20 protein-coding genes are annotated in these 14244 nt (G+C 47.6%); 18 read left to right on the top strand and 2 right to left on the bottom strand.

Features of this window, described 5'->3' with window-relative positions; all coding sequences use genetic code 11:
• Positions 1–3 precede the first annotated feature (3 nt).
• Positions 4–1182 carry a tRNA uracil 4-sulfurtransferase ThiI gene (gene thiI / locus DW642_RS13215; protein WP_082424694.1) on the top strand — a complete coding sequence of 393 codons (1179 nt, stop codon included), beginning with the start codon at positions 4–6 and terminating at the stop codon, positions 1180–1182.
• A 133-nt stretch (positions 1183–1315) separates the two neighbouring features.
• Here the strand turns inward: thiI and DW642_RS13220 are convergent, their stop codons facing one another.
• A complete protein-coding gene (locus tag DW642_RS13220) occupies positions 1316–1549 on the bottom strand; it encodes an HPr family phosphocarrier protein (RefSeq protein ID WP_022461844.1) in 234 nt (77 codons plus the stop codon).
• A gap of 162 nt (positions 1550–1711) precedes the next feature.
• Here DW642_RS13220 and mtaB point away from each other — a divergent pair, with 162 nt between their 5' ends.
• The 5 genes from mtaB (at position 1712) to DW642_RS13245 (ending at position 6340) form a co-directional block, all read left to right on the top strand.
• Positions 1712–3046: a tRNA (N(6)-L-threonylcarbamoyladenosine(37)-C(2))-methylthiotransferase MtaB gene (gene mtaB, locus DW642_RS13225; RefSeq protein ID WP_117510465.1), complete on the top strand. Its 1335-nt coding sequence runs from the start codon at positions 1712–1714 to the stop codon at positions 3044–3046.
• A gap of 262 nt (positions 3047–3308) precedes the next feature.
• A complete protein-coding gene (murB, locus tag DW642_RS13230; RefSeq protein WP_416388352.1) occupies positions 3309–4220 on the top strand; it encodes a UDP-N-acetylmuramate dehydrogenase in 912 nt (303 codons plus the stop codon).
• A gap of 29 nt (positions 4221–4249) precedes the next feature.
• Entirely contained in the window at positions 4250–5131 is an 882-nt protein-coding gene (gene rapZ, locus DW642_RS13235; RefSeq protein WP_022461841.1) for an RNase adapter RapZ, read from the top strand.
• Positions 5132–5141: 10 nt separating this feature from the next.
• Positions 5142–6080 carry a DNA-binding protein WhiA gene (gene whiA / locus DW642_RS13240; RefSeq protein WP_055220767.1) on the top strand — a complete coding sequence of 313 codons (939 nt, stop codon included), beginning with the start codon at positions 5142–5144 and terminating at the stop codon, positions 6078–6080.
• Positions 6077–6340 carry an HPr family phosphocarrier protein gene (locus DW642_RS13245; protein ID WP_022461839.1) on the top strand — a complete coding sequence of 88 codons (264 nt, stop codon included), beginning with the start codon at positions 6077–6079 and terminating at the stop codon, positions 6338–6340. Before whiA ends, DW642_RS13245 begins: the two co-directional genes overlap by 4 nt.
• Before the next feature lie 99 nt (positions 6341–6439).
• Here DW642_RS13245 and DW642_RS13250 read toward each other — a convergent pair whose 3' ends face one another.
• Positions 6440–7195, bottom strand: a complete 756-nt coding sequence (locus DW642_RS13250) for a GNAT family N-acetyltransferase (protein ID WP_117510467.1) — start codon at positions 7193–7195, stop codon at positions 6440–6442.
• A gap of 187 nt (positions 7196–7382) precedes the next feature.
• Between DW642_RS13250 and DW642_RS13255 the strand changes: the two genes are divergently transcribed.
• The 12 genes from DW642_RS13255 (at position 7383) to rpsQ (ending at position 14240) form a co-directional block, all read left to right on the top strand.
• Entirely contained in the window at positions 7383–8441 is a 1059-nt protein-coding gene (locus tag DW642_RS13255; protein ID WP_117510468.1) for a hypothetical protein, read from the top strand.
• 504 nt (positions 8442–8945) lie between these two features.
• Entirely contained in the window at positions 8946–9263 is a 318-nt protein-coding gene (gene rpsJ / locus DW642_RS13260) for a 30S ribosomal protein S10 (RefSeq protein ID WP_117510469.1), read from the top strand.
• 193 nt (positions 9264–9456) lie between these two features.
• Positions 9457–10092 (top strand): 50S ribosomal protein L3, encoded by a 636-nt coding sequence (gene rplC, locus DW642_RS13265; protein ID WP_022461666.1) that lies wholly within the window; start codon positions 9457–9459, stop codon positions 10090–10092.
• A 26-nt stretch (positions 10093–10118) separates the two neighbouring features.
• Positions 10119–10739 (top strand): 50S ribosomal protein L4, encoded by a 621-nt coding sequence (rplD, locus tag DW642_RS13270; protein WP_055220759.1) that lies wholly within the window; start codon positions 10119–10121, stop codon positions 10737–10739.
• Positions 10739–11038 carry a 50S ribosomal protein L23 gene (rplW, locus tag DW642_RS13275; RefSeq protein WP_055220757.1) on the top strand — a complete coding sequence of 100 codons (300 nt, stop codon included), beginning with the start codon at positions 10739–10741 and terminating at the stop codon, positions 11036–11038. The genes rplD and rplW overlap by 1 nt, the downstream gene beginning before the upstream one ends.
• A 61-nt stretch (positions 11039–11099) precedes the next feature.
• A complete protein-coding gene (gene rplB, locus DW642_RS13280) occupies positions 11100–11945 on the top strand; it encodes a 50S ribosomal protein L2 (RefSeq protein ID WP_117510470.1) in 846 nt (281 codons plus the stop codon).
• Positions 11946–11956: 11 nt separating this feature from the next.
• Positions 11957–12238, top strand: a complete 282-nt coding sequence (gene rpsS, locus DW642_RS13285; RefSeq protein WP_022461662.1) for a 30S ribosomal protein S19 — start codon at positions 11957–11959, stop codon at positions 12236–12238.
• 33 nt (positions 12239–12271) lie between these two features.
• Entirely contained in the window at positions 12272–12658 is a 387-nt protein-coding gene (gene rplV, locus DW642_RS13290) for a 50S ribosomal protein L22 (RefSeq protein WP_022461661.1), read from the top strand.
• A gap of 12 nt (positions 12659–12670) precedes the next feature.
• Positions 12671–13327, top strand: a complete 657-nt coding sequence (gene rpsC / locus DW642_RS13295) for a 30S ribosomal protein S3 (RefSeq protein WP_022461660.1) — start codon at positions 12671–12673, stop codon at positions 13325–13327.
• Between the two features lie 2 nt (positions 13328–13329).
• Complete coding sequence (gene rplP, locus DW642_RS13300; protein ID WP_022461659.1) at positions 13330–13767, top strand: 50S ribosomal protein L16; 438 nt, start codon at positions 13330–13332, stop codon at positions 13765–13767.
• Positions 13757–13966, top strand: coding sequence for a 50S ribosomal protein L29 (gene rpmC / locus DW642_RS13305; protein ID WP_022461658.1), 210 nt, complete (start codon positions 13757–13759; stop codon positions 13964–13966). The genes rplP and rpmC overlap by 11 nt, the downstream gene beginning before the upstream one ends.
• Positions 13967–13982: 16 nt before the next feature.
• Entirely contained in the window at positions 13983–14240 is a 258-nt protein-coding gene (gene rpsQ / locus DW642_RS13310) for a 30S ribosomal protein S17 (protein ID WP_022461657.1), read from the top strand.
• The last annotated feature ends 4 nt before the right edge of the window (positions 14241–14244 follow it).

Here is a 14244-nt window from a genome sequence, read left to right on the forward strand (position 1 = left end):
ATGATGTACAAAGCATTTCTGGTAAAATATGCCGAGATCGGCATTAAAGGAAAGAACCGTCATCTGTTCGAGAAAGCGCTCTGCGTACAGATGGAGCACGCGCTTGCCCCGGTAGACGGAAATTTCCAGGTCACCCGTGAGATGGGACGAATCTATGTCAACACCGAAGGAGACTTTGATTACGAGGGCGCTGTCGATGCGCTGACAAGAGTTTTCGGTATCGCCGAGATCTGCCCGGTTGTCATTTTAGAGGACACCGGCTTTGAAGATCTGGCAGAGGCAGTGGTTTCCTACGTGAAAGAGCTGTACCCGACCGAGGAGAAAACCTTTAAGGTATGCGCACGCCGTGCGAACAAAAACTATCCGATGCACACAATGGAAGTCAACTGCGAGCTGGGCGGCCGCATCCTCGATGTCTGCCCGAACCTCAAAGTAGACGTTCACGAGCCGGATATCTATCTGAACGTCGAGCTGCGTCAGAAGATTTATCTGTACTGCGAGAGCATCGCAGGCCCTGGCGGTATGCCGGTCGGCACAAACGGACAGGCCATGCTGCTGCTTTCCGGCGGTATCGACAGTCCGGTTGCCGGATACATGATCGCAAAACGCGGTGTTAAGATTGATGCCGTTTACTTCCACGCTCCGCCGTACACCAGCGAGAGAGCCAAACAGAAGGTTGTGGATCTTGCAAAACTCGTTGCACGCTACAGCGGCCCGATCCGTCTGCATGTGGTCAACTTCACCGAGATCCAGCTTGCAATCTACGAAAAATGCCCGCACGACGAGCTGACCATCATCATGCGCCGTTATATGATGAAGATCGCAGAAGCGTTTGCACGTCAGGACAAATGCCTTGGCCTGATCACCGGAGAGAGTATCGGACAGGTGGCAAGCCAGACGATGCATTCCCTCGCCGTTACCAACGAAGTCTGCACCATGCCGGTCTTCCGTCCGCTGATCGGTTTCGACAAACAGGAGATCGTCGATATTTCCGAAAAAATCGGTACGTACGAGACATCTGTTCTGCCGTATGAGGACTGCTGCACGATCTTCGTTGCAAAGCATCCGGTGACAAAACCGAACCTGAATGTCATCAAATGCTCCGAGCGCCATCTGGACGACGTGATCGACGAGATGATGGAACGCGCAGTTTCTACCGCAGAGACGATCGAGGTCTGCTAAGGAAAACTTGCTTTAAAGAACAAAAAGGCCGGATCTTGTTTTGGGGGTTCTGAAAAACAAGATCCGGTCCTGATGATAAACAAAGACAAAAAAAGAGCCGCGGCGAGTGCGCGGCCCTTATGTTCTATCGTAATTATACAATGTACGGAGCAAGAACATCAAGTACGGTCTGAAGAGCATCTCCATCAGCATGGACGTTCAGGTCGATCGGTTTGGAAAGGTCGAGGCTGAAGATTCCCATGATGGATTTTGCGTCGATTACGTATCTTCCGGATACCAGATCGAAATCAAAATCGAATTTGGAAATGTCGTTGACGAAAGATTTTACTTTGTCGATAGAATTAAGAGAAATCTGTACTGTTTTCATGTTTGTAATCCTCCCTGTTATTTGGTTAACATTATTTATTACCCTCATTTAACAGCTTTATCTTACCGTCTGGAGGGGAAAAAGTCAATGCGAAAACATACAAAGATAAAGTGGAATCTTCGTGATTTTTAATAATAAAGATGAAGAAGAAAGGAGTATGGCATGAAAAAAACGGTAGCTTTGCATAATCTTGGGTGTAAAGTGAACGCATATGAGCTGGAAGCCATCCAGCAGCTCCTCGAAGACAGAGGGTACGAGATCGTGCCTTTTGCACCGGGAGCGGATGTTTACATTATCAATACGTGTACTGTGACGAACATTGCGGACCGGAAATCGCGGCAGATGCTGCACAAAGCGAAAAAGATGAATCCCGATGCGGTTGTCGTGGCCTGCGGCTGTTATGTGCAGGCGGCTGGGGAAAAACTCGAAGAGGATACGGCGATTGATCTGATCATCGGAAATAATAAGAAGAAAGATCTTGTGGATATTCTGGAAAACTTTCTGGCAGAACGTGAGGATGGTGGAAAACCATCCGACGCGGAGTGTAAGAGCTTCCTCGTGGATATGACACACAACCGTGAGTACGAGACACTCTCGATCAGCAAAACGGCGGAGCACACCCGCGCATTCCTGAAAGTACAGGATGGATGCAATCAGTTCTGTACTTATTGTATTATCCCGTACGCGCGCGGCAGAGTCAGAAGCCGCCGCCAGAGTGATGTGGTAGAAGAAGTAAAACGTCTGGCAGAGGCCGGTTATCAGGAAGTAGTGCTGACGGGTATCCACCTTTCCTCCTACGGACTCGATTTCCCGGAGGGCGAAAAAGAGACGCTGCTCGACCTCATCCGTGCTGTTGATGCAGTGGACGGCATCAGAAGAATCCGTCTCGGATCCCTGGAGCCGGGCATCATCACCGAAGAGTTTGCAGAGGCGATCGCCGCAATGCCGAAGGTGTGCCCGCATTTCCATCTTTCGCTGCAGAGCGGAAGCAATGGAACACTGAAGCGGATGAACCGGAAATATACCGCAGAAGAATACAAACACAAATGCGATCTTCTGCGTAAGGTATATGGAAATCCGGCGCTGACGACCGATGTGATTGTCGGTTTCCCGCAGGAGAGTGAGGAGGAGTTTGAAGAGTCGCGCGCCTTTGTCGAGGACATTCATTTCTTCGAGACTCACATCTTCAAGTATTCGAGAAGAGAAGGCACCCGCGCCGCAGCGATGACAGGCCAGATTCCGGAGCAGGAGAAGACGAAGCGCAGCCACGTTCTGCTGGAACTGGACGAGAGACGGAGACAGGAATATATGGAAGGCTTCCTCGGAAAAGAGCTGGAAGTGCTCATGGAAGAAGAAGTCGAGATCGACGGCGTCCATTACTGGACGGGACACACGAGAGAATATCTGCGCGTTGCCGTTCTTTCAGAAGAAAATCTCATGAATCAGATGGTGCTTGTCACCCCGGCGAGAATCCATGGAAAAGACTGTCTGATGTAGGAAATGATACTGATCCGGAAGATCTGATAGAAAAAAGAGCCGGAACGAAAAAGTTCGTTGCACTTTTTGAGGGTTCGTGGTAGAATACCCCGTGAGCCTGCAAAAAGGCGGGCAGACGAAGAAGAAAAACAGCGGCTGGCAGAACGAACGAAGAAGTGAGGGATGTCGGCTGCTTTCGCGTCTAAAAAAAGTATAATCTGTAATTCGTAGTAATTCGTAATGAAATGTTCGGCCGCAGATGCGGCAAAGGGTAAAAATCGTGATCAAAGAAGAGATTGTCAGAGAACTTTATGCAATTGCAGGGGAAGATGCGGTACAGACCGCAGAACCGATGAAAAATCATACGACCTTCCGTGTGGGCGGTCCGGCAGATTATTTCGTCGCTCCTCATACAGAAGAAGAAATTAGAAAAATCGTGGCTCTCTGCGAAGAAAAAGAGATCCCGTGGTTCGTCACCGGAAACGGCAGCAATCTCGTTGTAAGTGACGAGGGCTACCACGGTGTGATTCTTTCGGTTTACAAAAACTTTCAGGGAATCGAAGTGGAAGGAAACAGAATCCGGGCGAAAGCCGGAAGCATGCTCGTATCCATCAGCCGGGCGGCAAGAGAAGCCGGTCTTTCCGGTATGGAGTTTGCCTCCGGAATCCCTGGAACTTTAGGCGGCGGCGTCCGTATGAACGCGGGAGCCTACGGCGGAGAGATGAAGGATATTGTACAGAATGTCACTGTACTCACAAGAGAAGGTGAGATCCGGAAACTGGAAAAAGAAGAGCTCGGCTTCGGCTACCGTGCCAGCGTCATCAAAGACAGAGGCTACGTCGTACTTGGAGCAGAACTTATGCTTGTTCCGGGAGATAAAGAAGAAATTCTTGCCCGCATGCAGGAATTGAAAAACAAGCGGGTAGAGAAACAGCCGCTCGAGTATCCGAGCGCCGGCAGCGCATTCAAGCGGCCGGAAGGCTATTTTGCAGGCAAGCTTGTGATGGATGCCGGATTTTCCGGCTACGCAGTCGGCGGTGCAAAAGTATCGGAAAAACACTGCGGCTTTCTGATCAATGCAGGTGGTGCAACCGCATCGGATGTGATGGAACTGATCCGTCAGATCCAGGCAAAAGTAAAAGAACAGTTTGGCGTACAGCTTGAGCCGGAAATCCAGTTCCTCGGGGAATTCTGATTTTCGTTATTCACCAAAGGAGAAAAAACATGCGTTTTGTAATTGTGACCGGCATGTCCGGTGCGGGAAAAAGTACAGCGTTGAAAATGCTGGAGGACGCGGAATATTTCTGCGTCGATAACCTTCCGATCCCGCTGGTTGAAAAATTTGCACAGCTTACCGCCGACGGTACTTCCGGAGAAATCCAGAAAGTGGCAGTCGGAATCGATATCCGAAGCGGCCAGGCGCTCCCGGACCTGCAGAATGTTCTGGAGTGGATGAGCATCAACGGAATCTGCTATGAGATCCTGTTTCTGGACGCGTCCGATGACGTGCTGGTCAAACGATACAAAGAGACGAGAAGAACGCACCCGCTGGCAGGCCTTGGACGGGTGGATGAGGGAATTAGAAAAGAGCGCAAAGCACTTGAGTTCCTGAAAAAAGATGCGGACTACATTCTCGATACGAGCCAGCTTCTCACAAGAGAGCTGAAAGCGGAGCTCGATAAGATTTTCGTGCAGGATCAGAAATTCAAAAATCTGATGATTACCGTGCTCTCATTTGGATTCAAATACGGAATCCCGGCGGATTCGGACCTTGTTTTCGATGTGCGGTTCCTGCCGAATCCCTACTACGTAGAAGGCATGCGCCCGCTCTCCGGCAACGATGCTCCGGTGCGGGATTATGTGATGGGATTTGAGACAGCGCAGGTGTTTGCGGAAAAATTAGAGGATATGATCCGTTTTCTGATTCCGAATTATATTTCCGAGGGCAAGCATCAGCTCATTATCAGCATCGGCTGTACCGGTGGAAAACACCGTTCCGTAACCCTTGCCAACGAGCTGTACCGGCGTCTTTCCAACGCGAAGGACTATGGAATCCGGATTGAGCACCGGGATCTGGAAAAAGACGCCATCCGAAAAGGAATTTAGAGGTGGAAGGATGTCATTCTCAAGCGAGGTAAAAGAGGAATTATCGAGACATCTTCCGACGGCACGCCACTGCCAGATTGCGGAAACAGCGGCGATCCTGTCACTCTGCGGACAGATTTCCGAGAAGGATGGGACGATACGGATTCAGACAGAGAATGCGTATGTGGCAAGAAAGTACTTTACTTTATTGAAAAAAACATTTAATATAGAGGCAGAGCTTGCAGTTAAGCTGAATCAGAAGGAAAATACGTATCTGATCCGCGTAAATGACAGGGAAGAAACCCGTCAGATTCTGCAGGCAGTGAAGTTACACGAGACAGACCGGCAGTTAGCAATGCCGATTCCGGCTGTTGTGGTACAGCGTCAGTGCTGCAAACGGGCATTTCTGCGGGGCGCATTTTTAGCGTCCGGTTCCATCAGCGATCCCAACCGGTTTTACCATCTCGAAATTGTCTGCCCCGATGCGCCGAGAGCAGAACAGGTGCAGGAACTTCTGAAAAGCTTTGGAATTGATGCACGGATCGTTCTCCGGAAAAACCACCATGTGGTTTATATGAAAGAAGGCGCACAGATTGTGGAGATGCTTGGCATCATGGAAGCCAACATCGCACTTATGAATCTGGAAAACGTGCGGATCTTAAAAGAAATGCGCGGCAGTGTTAACCGAAAGGTGAACTGTGAAACTGCCAACATCAACAAAACGGTCAGCGCGGCGATCCGCCAGATCGAAGATATCCGGTATATCGAAGAAACCACAGGCTTTTCTTCTCTGCCGGAACCGCTGGAGCAGATGGCAAGGCTCCGCTTACAATACCCGGAAGCATCGCTTCTGGAACTGGGCAAGATGTTAACGCCGGTTGTTGGTAAATCCGGAGTTAATCATAGATTAAGGAAACTAAAAGAGATTGCAGAAGATTTGCGAAGGAAACAAGGAGGAGAAGTATTATGATTAAGAAACCAATCACAATTCGTCTTTCAAGCGGCCTGGAGGCGAGACCAGTTGCCATGCTGGTACAGGTAGCGAGCCAGTACGAAAGTGAAATCTACGTCGAGAGCGGCAGAAAAAAAGTAAATGCGAAGAGCATTATGGGTATGATGACACTTGGTCTGGACAATGGCGAGGAAGTTACCGTGACCGCAAACGGAAAAGACGAGAGCGAAGCCATGGACGGCGTTGAAAAATATTTAAGCAGTCCTTTTGCTGAATAATCTTACTGCACTTATAGCATGAACATAGAGCAAAACGGCATGTCAGAAAATTTTGACATGCCGTTTTGCTATGCTTTTTTATGTGAAATCAGACGAAAATCAGACCACGTTCTTCGCGCGGAACCAGTAGGTATAGAAATAGGAAAAACCGAGCGATTCATACAGTGTGATCGCAGGCGTGTTTCCCTCGACAACCTGAAGATATGCTTTCGTTGCACCGAGCCGGATTCCCTCGGAGAGGATTGTGCGGCAGATCGAGGAAGCGTAGTGGCGGTGGCGGTACGCAGGATGCACATGGATGGCATAGACACCGACGTAATCGCGGTCGCGGATGCCAAGGCCGGTGGCAACGATCGTTCCGGTTTCATCCTGGATGGAGGTACAGATGGTTTCTTTTGGAATAGCGCGGTACATCGAAGGAACGACCATGCGGTGCATCACGTTCGTCGTGCTCTTTAAAGCAAAGAGGCTGTCAATCCATTTCGGCGGGATAAAGCTGCTGACGGTCACGGCAACGGCAGGATCCTTTTTGGCAAAGTTCGCCAGATCCATTGTCATGACGTGCGTCGTGTGCTGGACTACATAGCCGCGGTCGGCGAGCATTGCATCAAAGCCGGGATTGACAAGCGGACTGATCTTGAAAATTGCCGGTGTACCCCAGCGACGGTAGATCTCCTCACAGTACTGCACTTTTTCCTCCACCGGAATCGTGGACGGCCCGATCTGCTCGACGCTGTTGGTCCGGTGTGTATAAAAATAAGAAAAACGAAGAATCCATCCGTCGTACAGCTCGATCTGGTGAGACGGCCATGCGTTCAGGGAAAGATCTTCGATGGTTTTGATCAGTGTATTCATATGAAAGTATTCCCCCTTTGGTTATGCATATAGTATAGAAGAAACAGGACAGATCTTCAAGAAAAAATCGAAAAATTCGACACGCGGAACCGGGCGGCCGGGACACGATGCGTAACGTTTTCTTGCATAATCGAAGAAAAGGGGTTATAATAGGGGGCAAAGACTGAGAATACAAGGAGAATTGAATATGTCAAAATTACTGAAGGTAATTGTGAATACGCTGCTTCTGCTTGCAATCCTGTCAGCAGGCGCACTGGTGATTCCGCCGTTTGCCGGCATCACGACACTTGTCTCAGACGGGATGGGAAATACCAACATTTCCCGCGGCGCTGTTACGTACGCAAAGAAGACAGATACGTCATCGGTTGCGACGGGAGACAAAATCCTGGTTGATGACAATTCCGGAAAGTATATCTATACGATACAGTCCCTCGACATCGCTGCCGGAACCGCATCCGTAAAAAATGTGATCAGTGGAGACACAACGGAAATTACCGTGAGAGCAACCGTGAGCAAAGTGATCATCACGATTCCGGTGATCGGCTTTCTGTCGATGGCGGCGCAGAGCAGAGAGGGAATCATGATCATCGGACTTGCCATTCTGTTTCTGGTCATTCTGTTCATCCTTTCCGAGGTATGGAAACGTGATGAAGAAGAGGATGAGGAAGAAGAGGAAGAAGACGAAGACGAGGACGATGAGAAAGCGTCCGAAGAGCTTCGCAGCAGAAAGAAAGCTGCCCTGGAAGAAAAAAAGAAACGGGAAGAACAGGAAATGATCGAACAGTTGAGAGCAGCCGACCAGAAAACGGCAGAAGAAGAGAAACAGGACGAATTTGAAATTCCGGATCTGGAAGAAGAAGAAACGGAGCAGGTGTCCTTTAATACCGTCGATCTGCAGAACCTTGTAAGAGGAGAAGAAACCGAAGAAATTCCGGAAGCCGTGGAAGAAACGGAAATCGTCGAAGAAGCTGCCGCAGAAGAAACAGCGGAAGAAGTGACAGAAGAAACCGAAGAAACGGAATCAGCAGAGCCGGAAACTGTGGAAGAAATCGAAGAGTTTGAAGAAACCATCGAAGAGCCGGAAGAAGAGCCGGAACCGGAACCGTCCGAACCGATCGAACTTGCCATGCCGGTTTACACGGCGGAAGAACTCCTCCAGAAGGCCCACGCAGCCGGAGATGACCCGAAAGTCATTGAAGATCCTGCAACCGGCATCACAATCTTAGATTATTCCGACATTCTGTAACTATTCAGAGCCATGCGAACGAAAAGAACGCGAATCATGCTTGCATGAATGGACGTTCTTTTCTTTTTGTTCATATGGCAAGAAGCCACATCGAGATGCATCGCAGCGGAATCGAGATGGGGCTCTGAATAGTTGGAAAACGTCAAAAAAGAGAGAAATATAGGAAAAGTGCACAACACGGCCCCCCTGTATTTCTCTTTTTGCATAAAAACGGATAAATCGAAAAAAATAAAAAAAAACCTTGATTTTTCGCGTGCTTTCTTGTATACTAACAACTGTTGTGACATTGATAGCGTTGAAGCGCGAGGTTGCCGCTGAGAAACAGCGGGTTTTCCGTGGAGCGAATGTCAAGTTAAAGAAACTGGCGACAAGTCACTGTACCCACAATTAAGTCCACCTGTAAGAGTGGAAACGACCGTGTGCAAACATCAGGACACACACGGGTAAGTGTACAGTCACCGCTTGTCGTACTCGTAAAAGTGCGAAAAGGAGGCGACTTTTTTTATGGCAAGTCAAGTAATGAGAATTACACTGAAAGCGTATGATCATCAGTTAGTAGATGCATCTGCACAGAAAATTATCGAAACTGTAAAGAAGAACGGAGCAACGGTGAGCGGACCAGTACCGCTTCCAACGAAGAAAGAGGTAGTAACTATCCTTCGTGCAGTTCATAAGTACAAAGATTCCCGTGAGCAGTTCGAGCAGAGAACCCACAAGAGACTGATTGATATCATCGCACCTACCCAGAAAACAGTGGATGCATTATCAAGACTGGAAATGCCGGCTGGTGTTTACATCGACATCAAGATGAAAAACAAATAAGATCAGCTGCAAAAAGTCCGGGATCAGCCCCCGGCCATCAATTAAGTAAGCAATAGATGATATAGAAGCAACACTCATTCGAAGGAATCAACATCCCTAAGGGTCATAGTGTTCCACTTATATCAACTGTTCGCTAGAATGAACTTCTTTATAATAGGAAGTTCCGCTGTAGATAAAACAGGAGGTAAAAGGAATGAAGAAAGCAATTTTAGCTACAAAAGTCGGAATGACTCAGATCTTCGACGAAAACGGTGTTTTAGTACCGGTAACTGTATTGCAGGCAGGTCCGTGTGTTGTAACACAGGTGAAAACCGCAGACAACGACGGGTACAGTGCAATTCAGGTAGGCTTCGGCGAGAAGAAAGAAAACCGTGTGAACAAACCGATGAAAGGCCAGTTCGCAAAAGCAGGTGTTTCCTGCAAGAGATATCTGAAAGAGTTCAGATTTGAAGATGCCGAAACCTATACATTAGGACAGGAAATCAAGGCCGATATCTTTGGCGCAGGCGACAAAATCGACGCTACTGCAACAAGCAAAGGTAAAGGATTCCAGGGTGCCATCAAGAGACATGGTCAGTCCAGAGGACCTATGGCTCATGGTTCCAAATATCATCGTCACGCAGGTTCCAATGGTGCTTGCTCCGATCCGAGTAAGGTATTCAAAGGAAAAAGAATGCCAGGACAGATGGGTGGAAAGAAAATCACCGTACAGAACCTGGAAATCGTAAAAGTTGACGTAGAGAACAATTTACTGTTAGTCAAAGGTGCTGTACCAGGACCGAAAAAATCCATGGTTACCATCAAAGAGACAGTAAAATGCGGTAAATAAGTTCGTTGAAAGGAGGAACACACGTAATGGCTAACGTATCTGTATTAAATATGGAAGGCAAAGAAGTTGGCAGCATGGAGCTTAATGATGCAGTGTTCGGTGTAGAAATCAACGAGCATCTGGTACATCAGGCTGTAGTGCTTCAGCTTGCAAATAATCGTCAGGGAACTCAGAAAGCTAAAACCCGTTCCGAAGTAAGCGGTGGCGGAAGAAAACCGTGGAGACAGAAAGGAACAGGTCACGCAAGACAGGGTTCAACAAGAGCTCCTCAGTGGACAGGCGGCGGAGTTGTATTCGCTCCAGTACCAAGAGATTACTCTTTCAAAATGAACAAGAAAGAGAAAAGAGCTGCATTAAAATCCGTTCTGACAAGCAAAGTTCAGGAGAACAAATTCATCGTTCTTGATGAGCTGAAACTTGCAGAAGTTAAAACAAAAGAGATGAAGAAAGTGCTTGACAACCTCAAAGTAAACAACGCACTGGTAATCATCGGAGATGACAGCGAAAACGTAGCACTGTCCGCAAGAAACATTGCTGGCGTTCAGACTGCATCTGTTAATACCATCAACGTATTCGACATGCTGAAATACAACACCATCATCGCAACCAAAACAAGTGTTGCATCTATCGAGGAGGTGTACGCATAATGGCAGATATCAGATATTACGACGTAATCCTGAAACCAATCGTAACTGAGAAGAGCATGAATGCTATGGGCGAGAAGAAATACACATTCCTGGTTCACCCGGAAGCAAACAAATCTCAGATCAAAGAAGCAGTTGAGAAAATGTTCGAAGGAACAAAAGTTAAAAGCGTAAACACCATGAACATGGACGGAAAGAACAAACGCCGTGGAATGGTAGTTGGAAAAACTGCAAAGAGCAAGAAAGCAATCGTTGCTCTGACCGAGGACAGCAAAGACATCGAGATCTTCGAAGGACTTTAATTAGCAGCTGTTCGAAATATGCACACATAAGTGCGATACGAAATGAAAGGAGAACAAAGTAATGGGAATCAAAAGCTTTAACCCATATACACCTTCCAGAAGACACATGACCTCCTCTGATTTCAACGAAATCACGAAGAGCACACCGGAGAAATCTCTGGTAGTGTCCCTGAAGAAAAACGCTGGACGTAACAACCAGGGTAAAATCACTGTAAGACACCGCGGAGGCGGAAGCAGAAGAAAATACAGAATCATCGACTTTAAGAGAAGAAAAGATGATGTTCCGGCAACTGTTAAATCGATCGAGTACGATCCGAACAGAACAGCAAACATCGCTTTGATCTGCTATGCAGACGGCGAGAAAGCATACATCCTGGCTCCGGAAGGACTGAAAGTTGGCATGAAGGTTATGAGCGGCGCTGCTGCCGAAGTAAGACCTGGAAACTGCCTGCCGCTGTCCGAGATTCCGGTTGGTACCATGGTTCACAACGTAGAGCTTCATGCAGGCAAAGGCGGACAGCTTGTTCGTGCAGCTGGTAATGGCGCTCAGCTGATGGCTAAAGAAGGCAAATACGCAACCCTTCGTCTTCCATCCGGAGAGATGAGAATGGTTCCGATCAACTGCCGTGCATCCATCGGTGTTGTTGGAAATGGCGAGCACAGCCTGATCAACATTGGTAAAGCAGGACGGAAACGTAACATGGGTATCCGCCCGACTGTACGTGGTTCTGTCATGAACCCGAATGACCATCCACATGGTGGTGGAGAAGGAAAGACCGGTATCGGACGTCCGGGCCCGTCTACTCCTTGGGGAAAACCGGCTCTTGGCCTGAAGACCAGAGCAAAGAACAAGCAGTCTAACAAGTACATCGTAAGAAGACGCGATGGAAAAGCTTTATCGAAATAAGGAGGTAAACGATGTCTCGTTCATTAAAAAAAGGACCATTTGCAGATGAAAGCCTGTTAAAGAAAGTTGACGCTGCAAACGCTTCAGGAGATAAAACAGTCATTAAAACCTGGTCACGTCGTTCTACAATCTTCCCGTCATTCGTTGGACACACAATCGCTGTTCATGACGGAAGAAAACATGTGCCGGTATACGTTACAGAGGATATGGTTGGACACAAACTCGGTGAGTTCGTAGCAACCAGAACCTACAGAGGTCACGGCAAGGACGAGAAGAAATCCGGCGTCCGCTAAGTAGAATGATTTGAGAGAGGAGGTTTTTTAGCAATGGCTAAAGGACATAGAAGTCAGATTAAAAGAGCAAGAAATGCTAACAAAGATACCAGACCGTCTGCAAAGTTATCCTACGCTAGAATGTCTGCGCAGAAAGCTGGATTTGTTTTAGATGCAATCCGCGGTAAAGACGTAACAACCGCACTTGGTATTGTAACTTATAACCCGAGATATGCCTCCAGCGTAGTGAAAAAACTGCTGGAGTCCGCAATCGCAAACGCTGAGAACAACAACGGTCTTTCCAGAGAAAACCTGTATGTAGCTGAGTGCTTCGCTAACAAGGCTCCGACCATGAAGAGAATTCATCCGAGAGCACAGGGCAGAGCTTACAGAATCCTGAAGAGAAACAGCCACATCACGATTGTGTTAGACGAGAAATAAGGAGGACATGTCATGGGACAGAAAGTTAATCCACACGGCCTGAGAGTCGGTGTTATTAAAGACTGGGATTCCAAATGGTATGCCGAGGGTGATTTCGCAGATAACCTCGTAGAGGACTACAACATCCGCACATACCTGAAGAAGAAACTGTACAGCGCAGGTGTTTCCAAGATCGAAATCGAAAGAGCATCTGACAGAGTAAAAGTTATCATCTACACCGCAAAACCGGGCGTTGTTATCGGTAAAGGCGGAGCAGAGATCGAGAAAGTAAAAGCTGAAGTTCAGAAACTGACTGACAAAAAGCTTATCGTAGATATCAAAGAAGTAAAAAGACCGGACCGCGATGCACAGCTCGTAGCTGAGAACATTGCATTACAGCTGGAAAACCGTATTTCCTTCCGTCGTGCTATGAAGTCTACCATGCAGCGTACGATGAGAGCTGGCGCTAAGGGAATCAAAACATCTGTATCCGGACGTCTTGGTGGAGCTGATATGGCTCGTACCGAGTTCTACAGCGAGGGAACTATTCCGCTGCAGACCCTGCGTGCCGATATCGATTATGGATTCGCTGAAGCAGATACCACTTACGGTAAAGTTGGCGTAAAAGCATGGATCTACAATGGCGAAGTACTTCCAACCAGAACTAAAAAGGAAGGGAGCGAGAATTAATTATGTTAATGCCGAAGAGAGTAAAACGTCGTAAACAGTTCCGTGGTTCCATGAAGGGTAAAGCCCTCAGAGGAAACAAAATTAACTACGGTGAATTTGGTCTCGTAGCCCTTGAGCCATGCTGGATCAAATCCAACCAGATCGAGGCAGCCCGTATCGCCATGACACGTTACATCAAACGTGGTGGTAAAGTTTGGATCAAAATTTTCCCGGACAAACCAGTAACCGCACAGCCGGCTGAAACCCGAATGGGTTCCGGAAAAGGTTCTCTGGAGTACTGGGTAGCAGTAGTAAAACCAGGCCGTGTAATGTTCGAAATCGCAGGTGTTCCAGAAGAAACAGCCCGCGAGGCATTACGTCTTGCCATGCATAAGTTACCATGTAAATGCAAAGTTGTTTCTCGTGCAGACTTAGAAGGCGGTGATAACAGTGAAAACTAACGAATTTGTAAAAGATTTAAATACAAAGAGCGCAGCTGAGCTGAATGACGAATTAGTAGCTGCTAAAAAGGAACTCTTCAATTTAAGATTCCAGAATGCAACCAACCAGCTTGACAATACAAGCCGAATCAAAGAGGTTCGCAAAAATATTGCAAGAATCCAGACTGTTATTGCCCAGAAGGCAAACGCAGCTGAGTAATTAGGAGGAAAATATCGTGGAAGAAAGAAATCTTAGAAAAACTCGCGTGGGCAAAGTTGTCAGCGATAAGATGGATAAGACTATCGTGGTTGCCATCGAAGACCATGTAAAACATCCTCTGTACAAGAAAATTGTAAAAAGCACATATAAGCTGAAAGCACACGATGCAAACAACGAGTGCCATGTAGGTGATACCGTACGAGTTATGGAAACAAGACCTTTATCCAAAGATAAGAGATGGAGACTTGTGGAGATCGTTGAGAAAGCGAAATAAATAA

This window comes from Blautia sp. AM23-13AC, from assembly GCF_003435675.1.
GTDB classification, from domain to species: Bacteria; Bacillota; Clostridia; order Lachnospirales; family Lachnospiraceae; genus Fusicatenibacter; species Fusicatenibacter saccharivorans.